The 19,403-nt window shown below is 47.3% G+C and carries 20 protein-coding genes; 7 read left to right on the forward strand and 13 right to left on the reverse strand.

Features of this window, described 5'->3' with window-relative positions:
- Positions 1-51: 51 nt before the first annotated feature.
- From gap to JNUCC31_RS06735, 4 genes are all read left to right on the forward strand, one after another.
- On the forward strand, positions 52-1,062 hold the full coding sequence (gene gap / locus JNUCC31_RS06720; RefSeq protein ID WP_192269848.1) for a type I glyceraldehyde-3-phosphate dehydrogenase: 1,011 nt from the start codon (positions 52-54) through the stop codon (positions 1,060-1,062).
- Between the two features lie 102 nt (positions 1,063-1,164).
- Entirely contained in the window at positions 1,165-2,217 is a 1,053-nt protein-coding gene (locus JNUCC31_RS06725) for an NAD-dependent epimerase/dehydratase family protein (protein WP_228469551.1), read from the forward strand.
- Between the two features lie 382 nt (positions 2,218-2,599).
- On the forward strand, positions 2,600-3,385 hold the full coding sequence (locus JNUCC31_RS06730) for a hypothetical protein (protein ID WP_192269851.1): 786 nt from the start codon (positions 2,600-2,602) through the stop codon (positions 3,383-3,385).
- Positions 3,386-3,434: 49 nt separating this feature from the next.
- Positions 3,435-3,776 (forward strand): hypothetical protein, encoded by a 342-nt coding sequence (locus JNUCC31_RS06735; RefSeq protein ID WP_192269854.1) that lies wholly within the window; start codon positions 3,435-3,437, stop codon positions 3,774-3,776.
- A gap of 12 nt (positions 3,777-3,788) precedes the next feature.
- On the opposite strand, the gene JNUCC31_RS06740 is transcribed toward JNUCC31_RS06735, so the two are convergent.
- Complete coding sequence (locus tag JNUCC31_RS06740; RefSeq protein ID WP_192269857.1) at positions 3,789-4,247, reverse strand: MarR family winged helix-turn-helix transcriptional regulator; 459 nt, start codon at positions 4,245-4,247, stop codon at positions 3,789-3,791.
- Positions 4,248-4,382: 135 nt separating this feature from the next.
- Here JNUCC31_RS06740 and JNUCC31_RS06745 point away from each other — a divergent pair, with 135 nt between their 5' ends.
- Positions 4,383-5,261 carry an SDR family NAD(P)-dependent oxidoreductase gene (locus JNUCC31_RS06745; RefSeq protein WP_192269860.1) on the forward strand — a complete coding sequence of 293 codons (879 nt, stop codon included), beginning with the start codon at positions 4,383-4,385 and terminating at the stop codon, positions 5,259-5,261.
- Positions 5,262-5,328: 67 nt separating this feature from the next.
- Here JNUCC31_RS06745 and pstB read toward each other — a convergent pair whose 3' ends face one another.
- The 7 genes from pstB to JNUCC31_RS06780 form a co-directional block, all read right to left on the reverse strand.
- Positions 5,329-6,084, reverse strand: coding sequence for a phosphate ABC transporter ATP-binding protein PstB (pstB, locus tag JNUCC31_RS06750; protein ID WP_192269863.1), 756 nt, complete (start codon positions 6,082-6,084; stop codon positions 5,329-5,331).
- Between the two features lie 93 nt (positions 6,085-6,177).
- Positions 6,178-7,086: a phosphate ABC transporter permease PstA gene (gene pstA / locus JNUCC31_RS06755; RefSeq protein ID WP_192269865.1), complete on the reverse strand. Its 909-nt coding sequence runs from the start codon at positions 7,084-7,086 to the stop codon at positions 6,178-6,180.
- Entirely contained in the window at positions 7,083-8,051 is a 969-nt protein-coding gene (gene pstC / locus JNUCC31_RS06760; protein WP_192269867.1) for a phosphate ABC transporter permease subunit PstC, read from the reverse strand. The genes pstA and pstC overlap by 4 nt, the downstream gene beginning before the upstream one ends.
- Before the next feature lie 105 nt (positions 8,052-8,156).
- Positions 8,157-9,020, reverse strand: coding sequence for a phosphate ABC transporter substrate-binding protein (locus JNUCC31_RS06765; protein WP_192269869.1), 864 nt, complete (start codon positions 9,018-9,020; stop codon positions 8,157-8,159).
- A gap of 69 nt (positions 9,021-9,089) precedes the next feature.
- Positions 9,090-10,484 carry a stalk domain-containing protein gene (locus tag JNUCC31_RS06770; protein ID WP_228469552.1) on the reverse strand — a complete coding sequence of 465 codons (1,395 nt, stop codon included), beginning with the start codon at positions 10,482-10,484 and terminating at the stop codon, positions 9,090-9,092.
- Positions 10,485-10,764: 280 nt separating this feature from the next.
- Complete coding sequence (locus tag JNUCC31_RS06775; RefSeq protein WP_192269871.1) at positions 10,765-11,631, reverse strand: aldo/keto reductase; 867 nt, start codon at positions 11,629-11,631, stop codon at positions 10,765-10,767.
- A 72-nt stretch (positions 11,632-11,703) separates the two neighbouring features.
- Positions 11,704-12,039, reverse strand: a complete 336-nt coding sequence (locus JNUCC31_RS06780; RefSeq protein ID WP_192269873.1) for an RrF2 family transcriptional regulator — start codon at positions 12,037-12,039, stop codon at positions 11,704-11,706.
- Positions 12,040-12,150: 111 nt separating this feature from the next.
- Between JNUCC31_RS06780 and JNUCC31_RS06785 the strand changes: the two genes are divergently transcribed.
- Both JNUCC31_RS06785 and JNUCC31_RS06790 read left to right on the forward strand, forming a co-directional pair.
- Entirely contained in the window at positions 12,151-12,756 is a 606-nt protein-coding gene (locus JNUCC31_RS06785) for a hypothetical protein (protein ID WP_192269876.1), read from the forward strand.
- 2 nt (positions 12,757-12,758) lie between these two features.
- Positions 12,759-13,394, forward strand: a complete 636-nt coding sequence (locus tag JNUCC31_RS06790; RefSeq protein WP_192269879.1) for a hypothetical protein — start codon at positions 12,759-12,761, stop codon at positions 13,392-13,394.
- A gap of 211 nt (positions 13,395-13,605) precedes the next feature.
- Here JNUCC31_RS06790 and JNUCC31_RS06795 read toward each other — a convergent pair whose 3' ends face one another.
- The 5 genes from JNUCC31_RS06795 to JNUCC31_RS06810 form a co-directional block, all read right to left on the reverse strand.
- A complete protein-coding gene (locus JNUCC31_RS06795; RefSeq protein ID WP_228469553.1) occupies positions 13,606-14,469 on the reverse strand; it encodes an AraC family transcriptional regulator in 864 nt (287 codons plus the stop codon).
- A gap of 51 nt (positions 14,470-14,520) precedes the next feature.
- On the reverse strand, positions 14,521-15,348 hold the full coding sequence (locus tag JNUCC31_RS06800) for a sugar phosphate isomerase/epimerase family protein (protein ID WP_192269886.1): 828 nt from the start codon (positions 15,346-15,348) through the stop codon (positions 14,521-14,523).
- Positions 15,349-15,360: 12 nt separating this feature from the next.
- Positions 15,361-16,350: a zinc-dependent alcohol dehydrogenase gene (locus JNUCC31_RS06805; RefSeq protein WP_228469554.1), complete on the reverse strand. Its 990-nt coding sequence runs from the start codon at positions 16,348-16,350 to the stop codon at positions 15,361-15,363.
- 191 nt (positions 16,351-16,541) lie between these two features.
- Positions 16,542-16,694 (reverse strand): hypothetical protein, encoded by a 153-nt coding sequence (locus JNUCC31_RS33165; protein ID WP_228469555.1) that lies wholly within the window; start codon positions 16,692-16,694, stop codon positions 16,542-16,544.
- Positions 16,695-16,701: 7 nt separating this feature from the next.
- Positions 16,702-19,359: an endo-beta-N-acetylglucosaminidase gene (locus tag JNUCC31_RS06810; RefSeq protein WP_192269889.1), complete on the reverse strand. Its 2,658-nt coding sequence runs from the start codon at positions 19,357-19,359 to the stop codon at positions 16,702-16,704.
- Positions 19,360-19,403: the final 44 nt, after the last annotated feature.

The following is a 19,403-nucleotide window of genomic DNA, read 5'->3' on the forward strand; positions in this document are numbered from 1 at the left end:
TCACTGGCATTCGCTTATTGGAATAAATAAAACTTATAGGGGGATTTTTCAATGACTGTAAAAGTAGGTATAAACGGTTTTGGACGAATCGGACGACTCGCTTTTCGCCGAATTCAAGATGTGGAAGGCGTCGAGGTTGTAGCGATTAACGACCTTACGAACGCTAAAATGTTAGCTCATCTGCTCAAATATGATACGACGCAAGGCACTTTTCACGGTGACATTGAAGTCCATGACGGAAGCTTCAAAGTAAACGGCAAAGAGGTTAAGGTTTTAGCTAAGCGGAATCCTGAAGAGCTTCCTTGGGGAGAGCTTGGCGTTGATATTGTTCTCGAATGCACAGGCTTCTTCACCACGAAAGAAAAGGCCGAGCTTCACCTGAAAGGCGGAGCGAAGAAAGTCGTCATTTCCGCCCCTGCTACAGGCGACATGAAAACGATCGTATACAACGTGAACCATGACACACTGGACGGAACGGAAACCGTCATTTCCGGCGCTTCCTGCACAACCAACTGCCTGGCCCCTATGGCTAAAGCTCTGCACGACAAGTTTGGTATCCAATCCGGGCTGATGACGACCGTTCACGCTTACACGAGTAACCAAAACACGCTTGACGCTCCGGATCCAAAAGGCGATTTCCGAGCTGCGCGCGCCTCAGCGGAGAACATCGTTCCCTACTCCACCGGTGCCGCAAAAGCCATTGGCCTGGTTCTTCCGGAACTGAAGGGCAAACTGGATGGGGCATCTCAACGTGTACCTGTACCAACCGGTTCCGTGACTGAACTCGTTGCCGTTTTGAATACCAAGGTAACGGTTGAGCAAGTTAACGCTGCTATGAAAGAAGCTTCCGATCCAGAAACTTTCGGCTACACGGAAGACGAAATTGTATCTTCCGATATCAAAGGCATCACATTCGGTTCGCTCTTCGACGCCACGCAGACGAAAGTTCTGACAGTCGGTGACCAGCAATTGGTGAAAGCCGCAGCTTGGTACGATAACGAAATGTCTTATACAGCCCAATTGGTTCGTACGCTGGAGCACTTCGCTAAGATCGCTAGATAAATAATCAAAGGATGGAGAGAGGGAAAATCCCTTGGAGGATGAACTCCACTTACGATGATCGATTGTTCGGCATTAGTCTGGTTTTGACGGGAGGCGCGTCGGTTGAGCTATACCATCAATCCGTGGCGGCGCCATGCGGACTATCCTGAATTCCGAACCGAAAGGATGATCACATTGAAAATTCTCGTCACGGGAGGCACCGGCCTGCTCGGCGGCCGCCTGATCCCGAAGCTCGTGGAGGATGGTCACCAGATTTTCGCCCTCACACGCTCTGTATCATCTCACGCCAAACTCAAGGCCATGGGTGCGACGCCGGTTGATGCCGATCTCGAAAGCAGCACGCCAATCGTGTTACCGATGATCGATGCAGTTGTGCATGCGGCCGCCCTTTTCCGCTTTTCAGGGCCTCGCGAACCCTTCTTCCGTACCAACGTCGATGGCACCGTAGCCTTGCTGAAGGCAGCCGAGTCCGCCCGTGCGAAGACATTCGTCTACATCAGCGCGGCGGGGATCCACATGGATAACGGCGGCACGCTCATCCGCGACGCCGATGAAAGCTCGCCGACTTTCCCGAACCACTTCTCCTCCTACCTGGCGAGCAAGGCACGGGCCGATTCATTGGTTCTGGCAGCCAACAAACCTGGCTTTCGCACGATCGCGCTTCGCCCACCGGCTATCTGGGGGCCAGGTGATCCGTTTAGCCGAGCGCTTCCCGAAGCAGTCAAATCTGGACAGTTCGCGTTCATCGACCGCGGTGATTACCCTTTTTCAACCTGCCATGTGGACAATGTAGTTGAAGCCATACAATGCGCTCTTGAACGCGGAGAAGGCGGCCATGCCTTCTTCATCAAAGACCAGGATGGGCAGATTTTCCGTGAGTTCGTCGCCTCTCTTGCGAACTTGCAGGGCCTGTCCATCGATAAACTGCGTTCGATGCCCTACTGGCTCGCCTCTGCCATTGGCCGGCTGTTCGACACGATCTGGGGCGTCACGCGGAAAGACGACGATCCGCCGATCTCACGCTCGATGATACGCATGATTGGGCGTGAGTTCACCGTCAACGATGCCGCTGCACGTCGGGAGTTGGAGTATGTCGGAAGAACTTTGCGCGACGCCGGCTTGCAAAGCTATGAGGAACCATCTGTTCGACGATAAGGCTTTGGAGGGCAAACGAAGGCAATCGATGGGAAGTTGTTCTCTGGGCTGGCTCTTTTGGTCAATTAGGTAGGCATGAGCACTACAAGATCATCAAAAGCCTATTAGCGTAATAAAAAAATGGAGCAGTCGCCGCCGGCGATACTGCTCCTTAATTTGTTGAACTAAAGTGCTCTGTTAGTTTAGTGATTACTTCAGGACTGGATTTTGACTTCGCTTTTACATGTTTACTTCTGTGAAGCGGGAGTTAACAGGTTGTGAAATGGGGGCATTCTCCACTTTATATTTAAACTAGAAAGATTCTCCCAATAAACCGATAATGTTGAAGATGGCTCTGGCTCACTAGACATAGATCATATTACATAGAAGGAGTTGCACGCTTTTGAGAAGATTCTATCCAGGTTTGGCGTTAACTATTATAGCGCTAATTGCACTATCATTAAGCTCTAATCCAACAGAAGCAGCATCGAAGAAAGTAAATTTAAAATTGTCAGATGGAGCAACGTACTATGGCGAAGTTTTATACGGGAAGCCTCATGGAAAAGGAACAGGTGAATTCACTACAAAAACCTACAACGGATCGTGGTTTAACGATACATATCATGGAAAAGGAAAAGGAAAAGAAATTAAGCAATGGTTGGAAAAACAATATATTACTGATCGCGGGAAAGTTCACGAGATACCTGGGAGATACATATACACGATCAATGAAGGAACATTCAGCCAAGGAAATCTAATCCAAGGATATTACGCAACTCGTTCTTCTGATGTTGTTTCGCCAGGTTATACTGATAACAAGACGCAAATTAACATGGAAAACTATAATTTCGATGTCAAGTTAACCGGGGACGAGTACTTCTTTGATACTTATATCAATTATAAGAAGAAAATCGGTTCTTCTGAAATCTATATCGGGATTAAACCATCCGAATTCTCCAAAGGCACGTTAACTAGTGGCAAATTCACGGGGTCTACGCATCTAATCGATTATGGTCATTCAGTTAATTATTCTAAACAAGTCGTAAAGAACGATAATGTATTAAAAGAGAATTACATAACAGCAGCCGCCTTTGATATAGATCGCAAGAACATTCTTAATGAATTCCTTCAAGCGATTAAACCTCATTCAGCAAACTCAATAACGTATCCGACGAGATCATGTCATTAAAAGACACAACTAAGTAAGGATTGATTCCTAATTAGTGGAGGTTATACCAATGAGAAAAAGACGATGGATTGTGAGCATTGTTATCTTGGTTATTATTTTATTACTAAGCGAATTAGTAATGAATTCTAAAGGAAAAGTTGGGGTTCTCAACACGACGAAAAGAGTCACCTCAGGCGCACCCCATGTTGTCGTTCAAGGACAAACGTTATCTTACCAGGGAAAGATTAATTTTAACGACATCCAAAGTGTCGAGAGATATTCGACAAGCGATGAAGGGACGGCCTTATATAAAGCGAAAGGCACCCCCGTCCCACCACCCTGGATTTATGTAAGAAAAGAAAACACTACTTTTTTCCGATATAAGCTTCCAAAGCTTCCTTGGAAACTATGATGATACCCCTCACTAACCATCCAACCCGTTAAACTGCCGAAGCATGGTGGTGAAACGCTCCAGCTCCTTATCATCCCATCTGGATATACGGTCATAAAAGGCGGACTCCTTCTCTTTGAGCGCACTCACCGTCGATTGTTGACCAAGCTCCGTCAAAGACAGCAAAACGCCGCGCCGATCTTCGGGGTCCAGCTCCTTGCTCACATACCCCGCTTGCTCAAGTTGTTTAATCAAACGGCTTACCGAACTGCGGTCCATAGCCGTCGCATCTGCCAATGCTGCGGCGCTTGTAGGACCGTAAGAGTATAACCACCGCACCAGATGAAAAGCGGCAGGCTGCAAAGTCGCATCAAAACGCTCGGCAGATCGGACATTAAGCGCATGTGAAGCACTTATCAGCGCATGGATCTGCTCACCAAGTGCCAGTTCCAGGGTTTCTCTATCTTTGGTTTTAGCCGGATTTCCACTCATTATGGTTGTTCCCCTCTCCTCGATACATCAAAGTAGGCTTGTGAATATATAGTTGACAAATATCAATTAAATTATATAGTTGATTTATGTCCATTATATAATTCAACCCTATTCGTGTCAAAAGGAGACCTCATTATGAAAACTACTCAACCCATTATTGTAATTACCGGAGTAACAAGTGGACTGGGGCAGCTTGCTGCCATGGAACTTGCTAAACGCGGTGCACATCTTGTACTCACAGCCAGAAGCCAGGAACGCGCCGATGCCACCAGAATCAAAATCAGGGAGATCGCGCCATCCACCAAGATCCGTTTTTTCTTCGGAGACTTATCCTTACTGAGCGATGTAAAACGTATTGGGCGTGAGATTGCAGCTGCTTATCCACGTATCGATGTTCTTTTGAATAACGCGGGTCTTCATGCTTTTGAACAGAGAGTCACTTCCGAAGGGTTTGCCGAGATGATGGCCGTAAACTATTTGGCACCTTGGCTGCTAACGCACACATTGCATACGTCTCTGGTTCAGTCAGGCCACGCCCGAGTCGTCAATGTTGCATCTGAAGCCTCGCGGAATCACGGAAAACTGATGCTGCCCGATGATTTGACGGATACCGGTCCCTTTACTGCACGCGGCTCTTCCGCCATCTATGGTAAAACCAAACTGCTCAATATTATGTTTACTGGTGAACTTGCACGTCAATGGGATGGAACTGGAATTCTAGTGAATGCTTTAAATCCGGGCTTTAATGTTACGGGTCTTGGTCGGGAGTTATGGTTTGCGAGTGTGCTTGAGCGCATTTTAACGTTTTTGCATATCGGCGACCCACGGCGGGGTGCAGACATTATGACTCGATTGGCTGTGGAGCCGAGTTTTGGAGAAGTTACGGGAGGGTATTTCAATGTTGGAAGCGGGGCATCCATTACTCCTGTGTATCCGGGCGGAGATGCCGGAATGCAGAATAAACTGTGGAGAGTTACGACACAATTAATGGAGCAACGTGGTCTGTTGGAATAATTGAAAACAGAAAAAAGTCTTTCAGATCATGTCTGAAAGACTTCCAATGTAACTTAAAGACCGACCCTCAACCAAAACGACCACTAATATAATCCTGCGTACGTGAATCGACGGGCTCGGCGAACATGCTCTGGGTAGCGGAGTATTCCACTACCTCCCCATTCAGGAAGAATACCGTTTGTTGGGAAACCCGCGCTGCTTGCTGCATATTGTGGGTGACCATCACGATCGTATAATTTTCCTTCAGTTCATGTGTAAGCTCCTCAATCTTGAAAGTGGAGACAGGATCAAGCGATGCGGTAGCCTCATCCATCAGCAGAATGTCCGGCTCGACTGCCAGTGCGCGTGCGATGCATAGTCGTTGCTGCTGACCACCGGACAGACTAAGCGCAGAGCGCTTCAGGTTCTCCTTCACCTCATCCCACAGGACAGCAGATCGAAGGCTCTGCTCAACGATTTCATCCAACTTTTTTTTGCCATGAATACCGTGTTGTCGTGGGCCGAAGGCCACGTTGTCGTAAATGGATTTCGGAAAGGGATTGGGCTGCTGAAAGACCATGCCGATCTTCTTGCGAAGGGTTTCCACATGAACCTCACCACTGTAGATGTCCGTCCCACCAACGGCCACTTTACCTTCAATGCGTGTTCCCGGTATCCGGTCATTCATGCGGTTGAGAGTCCGCAACAGCGTGGATTTGCCACAGCCGGACGGTCCGATGAAAGCGGTAATGGCACGCTCCGGAATTTCAATGGAAACTTCTTTTAGCGCCTGAAACGTACCGTAGTATAGATTCAGTTTATCAATTTCAATAATAGGTTGCACAGGATACCCTCCTGGGTTGAGATGGAATAGACTACGCGTTGAACTTATAAAATGGATGTGAGCCATACGTCCCGGCAGCCTCAGTCTGACACATCAGACTTGATTTTTGCGTGCATTCAGCCACAGCGGTACACGGAACAGAATATTAATGAGCAGAGCCACAAAGATCAGCACCGCTGTTGTTTTCTGAGCGATCTCCACAGCATCCGGTACAATCGCTTCCGATTGGATATACCACAGATGCACGGCAAGGGTTCCGCCCGGCGACAACAGATTAAAGTCCCACATCTCCCCGGAAGTCGATACCCCCGCGGTCAAAATGATGACGGCACTCTCTCCGAACGCTCGACCTGCCGTCAGGCAGATGCCTGTCATGATGCCGTTAAGGGCGACCGGCAGCAATACATGGCGGATGGTCTGAAGATGCGTTGAGCCTAACGCAAACGATCCATTACGAAGTTCAACCGGAACCGCCCGGATCGACTCCTCCGTAACCCGAGTCAACACAGGCAGGTTCAGAAAGGCAAGGCTGACGGCGGCGCCCAGAATCGTAAGACCAATTTCGAAGTATTCCACAAACAGGGCGATGCCGAACAAGCCGAAAATAATTGACGGAACGGACGACAGTCCCTCCACACAGATGCGTACCACTTCAATGAGTTTGTTGTTCGGCGCAAATTCCGCCAGATAGATACCTGCTGCCATACCGATCGGAATCGAGATCAGGAGGGATAGAATCAGCACATAGAACGAGTTGAACAGCGCCGGGCCAATCCCGCCCCCTTCTTCAATCTCACTCGGCACCCCGTACAGGAAATCCCAGCTCAGCAAAGGCAGCCCCTTTTCCAGAAGGAGAAACAACAGTCCGACGATAAATAAAATGACGACTATGCCGATACCCCATACCGTGCCTGTAAACAGACGGTCCATCAGCATGGAAGCTCCTCTGCGTTTGCCAAACGAATAGGCAGGGACAGCGTTTGGCTGTTTTTTCATACTCATGAGGAGTGCCCCCCTTTTTTCTGAAACATTCTTACGACTACAATCATCAAGATGGAGATAGCAAGCAGAATAAAGCCCATCATGTACAGGCCATGATTCCAGGTGGAGTCGAATTCTACGCTTGAGATTTGCATGACAATGTTACTGGTCAGAACCGATGTCGGCGTAAACAGACTGTTGGGAAGCTGTGCCGTGTTACCGATAACCATGACCACAGCCATCGTTTCCCCAATTGCACGGGTCATTCCGAGAATAACAGCATACATGATCCCACTTCTAGCGGCAGGCAAAACAACACGAATCACCGTTTGGAACCGGTTGGCACCGAGCGCATAAGCCGCATCACGATACTTGTTGGGTACTGCGGAAATAGCATCGTCGCTGATCCGACTGATTGTGGGAAGCACCATAATGGTCAGCACAATGGACGCCGCAAGCAAACCGTCCGCCAGATCGTGTCCGCTGAGATCTCTGAGCCAAGGAATGAGGATGGTCAGACCCAGAAAGCCGTAGACTACGGATGGGATACCCACCAGCAAATCCAGTACGGGCCTCAGCGTGTGGCGAAGCCATTTGGGCGTCATCTCGGCTAAAAACACAGCAATGATGACGGAAATAGGAATGGCAAACAGCATGGTAAGACCGGTCAAGGCCAACGTTCCCAAGATAAAAATCAACGCGCCGTAATGTTCATTTTCCGGGTCCCAGTTGGTCGAGAAAAAGAATTCGCTCAGCGACACATCCCCGAAAGTGAGAACCCCTGTGCGCAGCATGAGAACCAGAATGCATAACAGCACCAGGCAGACAAAGCTTGCGCTGCCAATGCAGACCAGGCGAAACAGTTTATTGGACCATCTTAAACGCGCCTTACGGTCAAACCGGGTTCCCGATCCGGGAGCCTTGCCGATGCTTGGACCAAGCTCACTCGGAGCAGGGCTGTTCGTGGATGGATTTAAATCGATCATGAAGGACTCTTCCTTTCACATAGAGAAGCCAGCTTGGCGACCGTGCGCAGAAGCTGGCTATCCCTTTCCTTATGAATTACGGGAATGACGAACGATTAGCGTCCGTTATTTAACGGCAGCAAGCGGAATGAATTTCAGCTTTTTCAGGGAACCGTTCTGGAACTTGCTGCTTTGGATATAATCGATGAACGCTTTGGTTGCTCCCGTAGGTTGACCTTTCGTCATGTAATATCCGATACCCCATACTTTGTACGTTTTGTTCAGGACGTTTTTCTCCGTTGGTGCTACGCCATTGATCGATACAGCCTTCATTTTGCTAGTCACATAAGGAAGGTCAATATAACCGATTGCATTTGGTGTTGTTTCAATCGTTGTTTTCATGTCACCGCTGGAACCAACCTCTTTATAGTTGTCTCCTTTGCTCATGAAATCCTTGCCGTCCAAGGCTTTTTGTTGAAAGTTAACCCGTGTGCCAGAACCAAACTTACGATTAACTACAACGATGTTCGCATCCGATCCGCCGACTTCCTTCCAGTTGGTCACTTTGCCGGAGAAGATGTCCTGCAGTTGTTTCGTTGTCAGATTGCTGACACCCACGTTCGTATTCACTACAGCGGTGAATACCGTGACAGCTACCGGATTGGCTACCATGCCGTCAAATTTCTTAAATCCTGGTACATCCTTGGAAGCATCCCAGTCCACCGCACCAATGTCCGCAATACCTTTACGAACGGATTGTGGTCCTGTAATGGAACCCGCCGCGGAAGCCGAGATTTTAACTTTGGGGTTGTCTTTCTTGAATTCACTTGCAGCTTGAAGTGTCAGCGGAAGCAATGCCGAGGAACCGTTGATGACAATTTTTCCTTTCTCTGTGCTTTTGGCAGCCGATGCCGTCGTTGCTCCTCCAAGTCCACCAATTAGGGATACAGCCATCAGCATGGCTGTGAAGGGTTTGATCCATTTTTTCATTTTTATAAACTCCTCTCGAATTCTATAATAGTTAATTTCATCTCATGCTTGTCACGTTGTAACCAAATCCTACTTCGTAACGGCTCTCCAACTGCTACCCGTTTGAACCAGAACCCGGTCGTTCTCAATGACAGCCACTTGCGAACCAGCAACCGCGAAGGAAGATACATCGGAAGATACCGTGTACAGCTTGGTTTGTTTGCCGCTCACCGGGTCAATCGAAAGGATCACGCTGTTGCTGTCATCCTGGGCCGCCAGTACATACAAGATGCCACCTGACAGAATAGCTTGTTCTACATCGTACTCGGCATACAACGGCGTAGACTTTTGAGATGAATCCACAGACAGCAATGATGCTTTACCGTCTTCCGAAGGTACACTCACGTAGTAAGCTTTTTGGCCGTCAGCAGACCATACAAATATCTTGTCGTCTGTTGATGTCGTGAGCTTCACAGCCTCTGGTTTTGTATCTCCTGTGTTATACGAAAATATTTGCTGTTGATTTTCTGAAAAATCGATGGACACATTGTCTTCATCCACATTGGTTGCATCGGACGTTACCTTACCCAGTGTTGTAACGGTGTAGATGAATTTTTGGCCGTCCGCAGAAACATTCAGGTTTTCCTTGTAGTCCACCTTATCTTCGACCAATTTCGTAATCGCGCCATCTACCAGATTCAGCTTAGCAATGACAGACCCTTTATCCCCCTGCAGGAAGTAGACTGCATTCCCGTCAGCAGACCATACCAACTCAGGCTTGATGCTGTTGTCACTTGTGATCAGTTTCGAAGCCTTCGTTTTCAGATCGATAACGTATACGGCTCCTTCCGCATTCGTATATGCTGCTTGCTCCCCACTCGGGGACACCACGAGATCCGATCCACCATCAGTCGTTAACAACAGATCGTATTGACCACTTGTCGTATTCACAAGATAATCGGTTCTCCCGTTATCATCGCTCTTGGAGACGATCAGCTTGTCAGCTCCAGCAAAACGTGGATTCTCCACACCGTCGATGAGTGCCACCGTGCTGACTTCAAGCTGCCCGCCTCTCATTACGATGGTTCCGCCTACGCTGGTTACCAAAGGACGAAGGGCAATATAACTTGTACCACCAATGATGGTAACCGGTTGATTCAGATTCACTTTGACGTCATCTACCACGATTTGTTTGCTATTGTTTTGGAGTGTCACACTGTGATCGTTCAGCTTGATCACCGTCGTTCCGCTATGCACTTCTGCTTGTGCGCCGATGGCTTTGATCACATCACGAAGTGACACAAGTGTCTCGCCATGTTTAACGATGGAACGAACGACGACGCTGTTACCGTTTATTGTAAGCATGGAATTTTGCACCTGAGCTGCATTAGCCGCAGGTTTCACTGCAGGAGCAGCCGATACTGCACTAACCACAGAAGTACCTAACACTGTTGCTACCATGGACACCACTAACGCCTTTTTCATTGACATTGGCTCTTGTCACCCTTCTCTTTCACATATAATTGCCTTGTTTTGTTGTGCCCTGTTGTCTGGTATTCTGCATGTATCGTCTTTATGAGAGCTTGTCCGGCTCATCCCCCCAAACTTCCACGTTCATAGTAAAAATGACCTATTACGATTGTAATTATAGGAGTGATATGTAAACGGGAAATCCTGGAATTGTTAACGAATTGTCAATGTTTTCATAACACACAAAAAAGAATCGTTGGCAGTTGACCCACGACTCGTTTTTTGTCCTATTTTCTTAGATAAAAAGTTTCATCAATGTATTAAAAATCGGATTCACAATATAACCTGTCGGATGAATAGAATACCTCTTACCCGAATTCAGATGGCTGATCTTCTCCATTTCTTCCGTGGACAGCCCAAAATCAAAGATCTCACTATTCTCTCTGATCCGCTTTGGTTTGGATGATTTGGGAATCAGGATGACGCCCCGTTCCAGGTGCCAACGCAAAATGACTTGAGCCACCGTCTTGCGATGATGATCAGCGATTTCCTTCAATACCGGATGCTGCAATAACACTTTATTGCCTTGCCCCAATGGGCCCCACGCCTCATGCAAAATCTGGTGTTTGTCCATATAGGCACGTAGTTCATTCTGCGGAAATTCCGGGTGCGTTTCGATCTGATTGATCATCGGCAAGATTTTTGCGTGCTTCCTTAGTTCTTCCAGATGCTGAATCTCAAAGTTCGCGACCCCGATGACTCTGATCTTGCCTTCCTCATATAGTTCCTCCATGGCTTTCCATGTTTCGATATACTTTGGCGAGGCAAAATGGATTAAGTACATATCGAGGTAATCGACACCCAGCTTGTTTATCGTTTCCTGAAAAGCTTTCTTGGTCGCTTCATAGCCATGATCCGTATTCCAGACTTTCGACGTAATAAAGAATTGCTCACGCGGGATCTGACTATGCCGAATCTCTGCCCCCAGCGCTTTCTCATTCCCATAAATGCGGGCGGTATCAAAATGTCGGTACCCGACCTGAATGGCCTCGCGAATCGCTGTTGTAAATTCTGCTTCTTTCGTTATTTTGTAAACCCCAAAGCCCAGTTGGGGAATGGCAACCCCGTTTTTGGCTTCAACTACTTTGGTATGCAAATTCATTTCGACTGCCCCTCTCAAAATAACGAAATATACTTGATATATATTATATCTAGTTAAACCCAAAAAAAGAGGTTAACCCTTTTTCTCTTCATCGAATAGATCGGTTAACCGTATGTCTTTTAAATAATTCTGCATGGCGATCTCCGCGCCTTCCAGATGATGAACGACCTTTTGCTTCACATCGTCTACGTCTTGTCCTTGGAGTGTTACATCGGTATGAACTTTAAACAAGGCTTTGCCGGGTTCGACAGCGAGAAAGACATCCAGCAACGTCACTTCAGATAAAGGCTTTGCCAGCAATATGCCACCCTCGGCCCCTTCTTTTGCCATTGTCAGATTGGCATTGTTCAGGTTCCGAATGACTTTCACCGTCGTTGATACCGGAATATTTAGCTGCTCCGATATCACTTTGGTGAAAAAAATTGAGAAATATGAATAAAATATGGAAACATTTTGCTTATTTGAACCGTCTATATAGTAAAAGTTAAATTAAAATATCTTACTAAAAGAGGGAAATCATTGAAAAATTTAAAATGGGCAAAAAAATCAATTCTCACATCAATGACAGTTGCTTTATCTTTAATGGCAGCAACGGCAAGCGCTGATACTGGAACCGCGCACATTAAAATAGGTTCTATATCAGGTGGGGCAAGTAGTATTACCTATTGGGTTGATTCGTCTGTTGCATCATACGGTCAAAATGGCGGTGTAGATAACGCGATAAGTAAGTGGGATGCAGCATCATCCGGAATTTCTTTTAGTTCCGCAAGTTCCTCAACTGCAAAATTAAAAGTTTATGCAGGGGAATACTCGCTTCCTGCTAATGTTTACGGCGAAACCTCTTACTGGTATTTTAACGGACAGCAAATTGGTGCTGGAGCTATAACAAATGGCCAAAACTATGAGGTAGCTCGCGTTGTAATAGATGCCGGTTGGACAAGTGGCTGGGAGCAGTCGGAACGATACATGAATGCTGGACATGAAATCGGTCATGTACTCGGCTTAAATCATTTTGAGAATGCACCGGCACACTCTGGCGACCATTGGATGAAATCAGGTAAATATAAACTGACTTCACCTACTGCTACTGATTTGGCTCATGTAAGAACAAAATGGGGGTGGTAAGTATGAAGAAAATTATAGTATTGACAACCGTTGCTTCATTAGCAATTGGGCTAGGGGTATTTTCATATTCTAATAGCTCTACTGTAGAGAGCAAAAACGATAGTGCTGCAATAAGTAAAAATATTGATTCAGTTGCTAAGAAATCTGCTCCATCTGTAGTACGTACAGATAAAATCGAAGCCAACCATGCAATTTTCACAAACGCAGATGATGCAGAATCTCAATCAGACGCTGTGGTTAGAGTCATTGCAACTGGTGAAAGCAAAAATGTCATTGAAAATTTCGAGTGGGGGCCTTCAGGCAGAACAGAAACTAAGGTGAAAGTAATCCAAGTATATAAGGATTCTGCAAAACAGGAGATCGGTTCAGAGCTTGTAACATTTGAACCTTCATATGTGATCGAAGGTAAAGAGGGTAGCATTAGAATGAATTATGAAGATTACACACTAATGCAAGAAGGTAATGAATATATTTTATTTCTAGTGTGGAATCCAAAACTTGGCGGATATTGGGTTAATTCTCTGGAACAAGGTAAGTTTGAGGTATCTGGAACTGATATAGAGGAAAAAACAATGCAAGCTACTAATGATCAATATAATGAGTTGAAGAAAAGTGTTTTAGAAAAATATAAACAATGACTATAACAGGTTAACCAAAAGTAGTGCCTAGACTTCAGGCACTACTTTTTTTGATAGATGAACAGAATAGAAGCCTGAGTAATTGTTACCTTTCCAAAACGGCTTATCATCGGCTTTGAAGTATATTAAATTTGTTTATGTAATGGCCTATCAAATGGTATTTATCATTGCTGTCATACGTACGCATGAACTTTGCTGAACTTTACTTAGCTTACTCTACCCTCGATTTCATCGCTGCATATTTACTGGGGGTGATACCTACAGCAGCCTTGAAAGACCGACTGAACAGATGAATACTCGAAAAGCCAACCTCCTCGGCAATCCGGGTTAAATTATGTGTTCCTTCCATAATTCTTTTCTGGGACTGCTCTATTCGGATATGTGTCACATATTTGTGAAGGGTAATCCCCAGCTTGCTTTTGAATAAATGCGATAAATGGTTCGTCGATACACCGACATGTCTGCTGATGGCAGCATTATTTAATTGAGGGTCGGCGTAGCATTCATGAATATAACGAATCGACTTTTCGATGAATGCCCACCCCTTGGTCATGTTCCCCTCTTGGTTCTGATCTTCAGATTGATTTTTGAAGAACAGATGCAGCAATTCCAAACATATGGATTTCGTAATTAACGAAGATCCTCCCCGCTGCTCCTGAAACTCCTGAAGCATAAGCGCAAATCTCTTTTTCCATTCGATTCGATCGGCTAGCTGCAAATGAGAGATGGGGCTTATGGAAGCCAGCTTCATTTCCCTATCCGCCAGATCAGGTCTTTCACGATGAGTCGCATCTGTAGTCTTCAATACGCTTCGCTCTTCGTCATAAAACAGATCAAAATGAAAAATATACTGAATCAATGGCTGCGTGGAGGTGGATCGAATGATATGAGACATGAATGGATGCATCAGTACAACGTCGCCTTCTTGGACCAGGTATTTTACACCACTTAAGAAGAATTCCGCTTCTCCTTGTTCAATGTATGTATACACATGATCGTGGTCTATCCATTCCCCTGCCAAAGAAAATGATTCCGTCATTCTCGCCGCCCTTACGAATGGCGAAATACTATTCATCCATGGCTCATACACATGTGATCCCCCCAACTGCCTTCTCACTGATCCGGTTTATATTTTGGCAAACACGCTATCAAAGCCTGCTTTGGACTTGGCAAACAATTCACTTGTATCCAGGGTTGAAGCTGGTGCCAGCACCTCTTGTGATACGACGCCTGTGTAACCAATCGCCTTCAAGTTATTTAGGAATCCCGGCAGATCGATTACTCCCTCTCCAGGGTATAAACGCTCATAATCCAGCAATTCTTCGATTGGCAGATCATAGGCATCATTGATATGGACATGAACAACTTGTTCCTTCTTTAGATTCAGTACTTCTTCGATCGCTAAACCGTTCGTATGCCAATGGTAGGAATCCACTAATAAACCTACATTGGGAGCATGGATCGTTTCGATCCAGTCCAGCGTATCCTCCACACTCCAAATAAATGGATTTTTCCATTGGGTTCGCAGATGATGGCAACCGACAAACTCCAATCCCAGTCGAATTCCATAAGCGTCCAGAATATCTGCACACAGTCTCAGTCGTCTGGTAGCTGCCGCCATAAACGATGCTGCTGGCTGATCCGTAGAAGGTAAAATATAGGTACAGCAGCTGTAACAGTTCAACGAAGCAGCGGCTTCTGCCATTTGAACCAGGGATTGAAGTCCTGCGCGGAATTGTTCATCTGTGGTTCTCCAGTCTACGGTCAGATCGGATGATCCGATGACCACCTGATTGCTTTCGAGCAGATGTTTGGCCTGTTCCATGCCCACCTCTTGAATCAATGAGAGCGGATTCAAATCTACAGACTGAAATCCGTATTTTGCAGCATTCGTAATATATTGTTCACTCGACTCGATGTTCCCCAAGCCTGCTCTTGTTAACCCTCTAATCATTCCAATCTCCTCCTAGGACCAGTCAAACAGTACACCGTTATACTGGTCTTTATTTATTCTTAGGCCCTCGTATGCTTCTTGCGCTTGATCAGGCTTCATCACATGACTGATCAATGGTTCGATATGCAGCTTGTTCTTTAACATCAGTTCAAATACAATGTTCGAATTTCTCACCAGGGAATGCTTCACGAATTCGTTCGGCTCCACCGGGAAGCGCCATTCATGTGCCCCCTTAAACGTAATGCAGCCTCGTCCATACAGGTGGCAGTAGTTCAATATATCGGTGACATCCGTGTTATATTCGCCTCGTGGACTGCCCAGGAAAATAATCTCCCCCAGCTTTGCGATCCACTCCAGACTTTGAACACCTACACTGGGCACACCTGTCGCCTCAATGTGGGTGGAGACACCTGTTCCATTCGTGATGACGTGTATCTTTTCTTTTACTTTATCTTCTCCGCCATGAAGCGTATAGTCAACCCCACATGCCTGGGCTGTTCGGATTCGTTCCGGTGACAGGTCCACGCCGATCACCGTTGCACCTTGCAGGCGCGCCAATTGAGCAGCCAAATTCCCTACCAATCCGAGCCCCGTCACGCCGACAACATCCCCAAGCTCAATATGGGATACACGAACAGAGGTGAACGCTACGGTTGCCATGCGGGTGAAGGGAACCCACTTCAAATCCAGCTTTTCAGGCACCTTGATGAAAACGTGCTCTGTGGATACCACTTGATATTCCGCATGTTGACCATAATGGAACACAGCGTCCCCGGGCTGAACATGGTCTACACCCTGCCCCACCTCGATCACTTCACTTACACTCGCATACCCCGGACATACGGGAAGCTTGGCCCACTCTTCTTTTCCCGATAACATGGCCAGCTCCGTTCCTGGACTGATAAGGGAATAGATCAATTTTACCAATACTTCCTTCTCCCCTAGGGCTGGCAAAATATAATCCTCTTCCACCATTTCCACTTGCAGCGGACGAGCAAACATGATCTTCCTGTTCTTCAGCGTAGTCCCTCCTTTCCATATCTTTTTAACTACAATATAAGACTTTTCGCTGGCATTGTCTTTGATTGCAAAACCGATTTTTTATCTAAAACAACGATTTTACAACCTTTGCATGCTAACCCAACATCAATGTAAAAGGACTCACAAGATCCCATGATCTGTGAGCCCCAAATTCAGTCATATTCAGCCGTGGTCTGGTGCAGTGCGGTACAACCGTTAGGCGACCGGACGACCGGATACTTCAGAAGTAGCCAGCGGTCATTGAAACCGTATTGCCACATGGCTCCTTTTTTGCTAATTTCACAGTTACTCTTGTTACTTCTCAATCGAAAACTATGGCTGCAACCCTCGAACCTCCAACTCATAGATTCGGGCTGCCGTATCGCCGCCCTGCGTCGGTTTCAGCACATTCAGCTTCACATAACGGGCCGAGACCAGACCAATCGCATCCGATGTTTCGGCTGCGGTATTTCCCTGTACATGAACTACATCTGACCAGTTGACGCCATCAGCACTGACCTGAATGGAATAGTCGCTTGTATTAAAACCGGACCACTCCCCACCACTCTCCGCATGCTTGATGACAAAACCGCTGATCTGATGTGCCGTCCCAAGATCAATCTGCAGCCAATGCGGCTGATTACCCAGCGCGCACCACTTGCTGTTGCCTGTCACCTTGCCATCGATCGCCTTCTCTGCACCTTCCGCTGATCCGCAGGCATGGTCGGCAGTGGCCGTTTTGCCAAGTGCGACATTTTTGATCTCGGAAGCGCCCTTGCTGACAGTGATCAAAGCTTGCTTCGTTACCGTATCCTGCCCCGAGCTGTTGGTAGCTGTAAGCGTCACAGTGTACGTGCCTTCCTTGTCATACGTTACCACTGGGTTCTGCTCCGTGCTGACAGCCGGACTGCCATTCTCAAAAGTCCACGACCAGCCTTCCGTCACCTCGGAAGAGAGATCAGTGAAATGCACCTGCTGACCCGGTGTGATCAGCGTTGCATCCGCCTTAAATCCTGCTTCCGGCTTCGGATACACTGGCCACTGGATCGTCACACTGGCTGCCTGGCCGCGCTCATACTGTGCATCCACTGCCACAACTTTCAGTACAGTCGCCTGTTCCTTGTTGATTCTTTTCATCTCAGGCACATAGAAGACGTTATTCGCGGTAGCACCGACCCAAGTCTCTTTGCCGTCAGGCAGCACGCGGTAAATCTCATACTGTTGAACTTCCTCGTCCAACGCTTTCCACTGCAATCTGGCATCGCCGTAAATGCCCCCGCGGAAATCGGATTGGATGACATTTAATGCTTGAACTGCTTCAAGTGGCTTCCCTGGATTAGCATTGTTCTGAATGGAGATCTGACCAATATGGATGTTATAATCCGAAACGGTTTCTGTGCTGTCAAAATACAAAGACAATGCCACAATCCGCTTTCCTTTGTAAGGCGTCAGATTCAAGATGTCCGTCGTCCAACCAGAGGACTTTTTGTCTTTTACATCCAGAAAGACGAACTGGTCAGGTTGGTCTGCAAAAGCCAGGCCAACCTTCATGCTCGGCTTGTTCTGCGTTTTGTACGTGATCGACAGCTTGGTAGCTGGCTCAATCTTCAGATCGGTTTGGTACAGCTTCAGATGAGTGGCATTTGCTGAACTTAACGTACCCGCTACCTTGAGGGAACTGCCGCCATAGTAGGCATCCGACCAATCGAGAGAAGGTTTCAACGCCGTCCCCTTACTCTCTGTCAGCCAGCGCCATGTCGGAAGTACGTCCTGCAAACTGCGATTATTCCATCCAGTCTCCCGCACTTGTGTGCCATCCACATAGAATTTCTTGCCACTGCCCGTGTTGAAGTTGGTCGTGAATGGCAGTTGGTCCACCGGCGATGATTCAACCACATTGTTTGCAATCCCTTTCCAGGCCTGGCCTGTCGCCGTATTGGACGGGTTGCCGTTCTGCCCTACCCAGAACTTATTTTCACGGGCAAAGAAATCGGACATGCTGTCGGCACTGTTGAACGCCCAGTCCGGTCGGTATATGCCTAACGAGGTCACAGCAGGTTTGCCCTCAGGAAACAGCTGGTTCCATTTTAGACTGGTATCATATCCGTTGGCTTCGACATCAATCCCTGCAAACAGTTCAAATGGCGATCTGCCCAAGTTTTTGGCTTTGGCCGCCGAACTGCCAAGATCATTCCACCAGAAATTCAGGAACATGCTGTCTGATACCTTGCTCCCATTATCCTGCAGGAACATCGCATTCCGGTCCGTTAGCGCATTCTGCCAGGAAATATTGCCTTCCCTGGTCATGGAATCATACCAGATGATCTCCATACCTGCGGGCATATGATCCTGAAGATAGCGGAGGAATGCCTTCATCAACTGTGCGTCAGTGGCTGTTCCGCCCTCGGTCTCCTGGTTGATAAACCAGCCGTCAAAACCATAATACTCCGCCACCTCAATCAGTTTATCCGCCGCCGGGAAGGAGCCGTCGCTGTTCTGCTGAAGCATTTGCTTCACCCACTCATATTTGCCACCGTACACGGATGGAGGGAAGAATACCGTACCCATGATCGGCACTCCGTTCCGGTGTGCCGCATCAATCGTATCAGCGCTTGGCGGCACAATAATGCCTTCTCCCGCCGATCCGCCCCAATATACGAGCTTGTCGACATACTGCCAGTAAGAGAACGTATTCGCAGAGAATGTATCCGATCCTTGCGATGGAACGCCGCTGGTTCCCTGGTTCAGCGCAGACAACGCCATCACTTTCGGATCTTTCGTTGCATTCGGGTTAACACTTTCCCCCGTGAAACGGCTCTGGAGCGGAACGGTGCTCCGGTTGAAGGCCGCATCCGGGTCGGAAACCGGATTCCATTGGAGCAATTGATCCGGCAACCAATACGATGAATAAGGTTGCTTTGCCAAGGCCGCTGAGGAAAGAGCAGCGCATACCATTATGACCAATATGAGACTAGCACCAAGTTTTTTCATGCCATACCCTCCAATCCAATTTTGGCAATCCAATCAGGGAAAGA

This window comes from Paenibacillus sp. JNUCC-31, from assembly GCF_014844075.1.
Taxonomy (GTDB): domain Bacteria; phylum Bacillota; class Bacilli; order Paenibacillales; family Paenibacillaceae; genus Paenibacillus.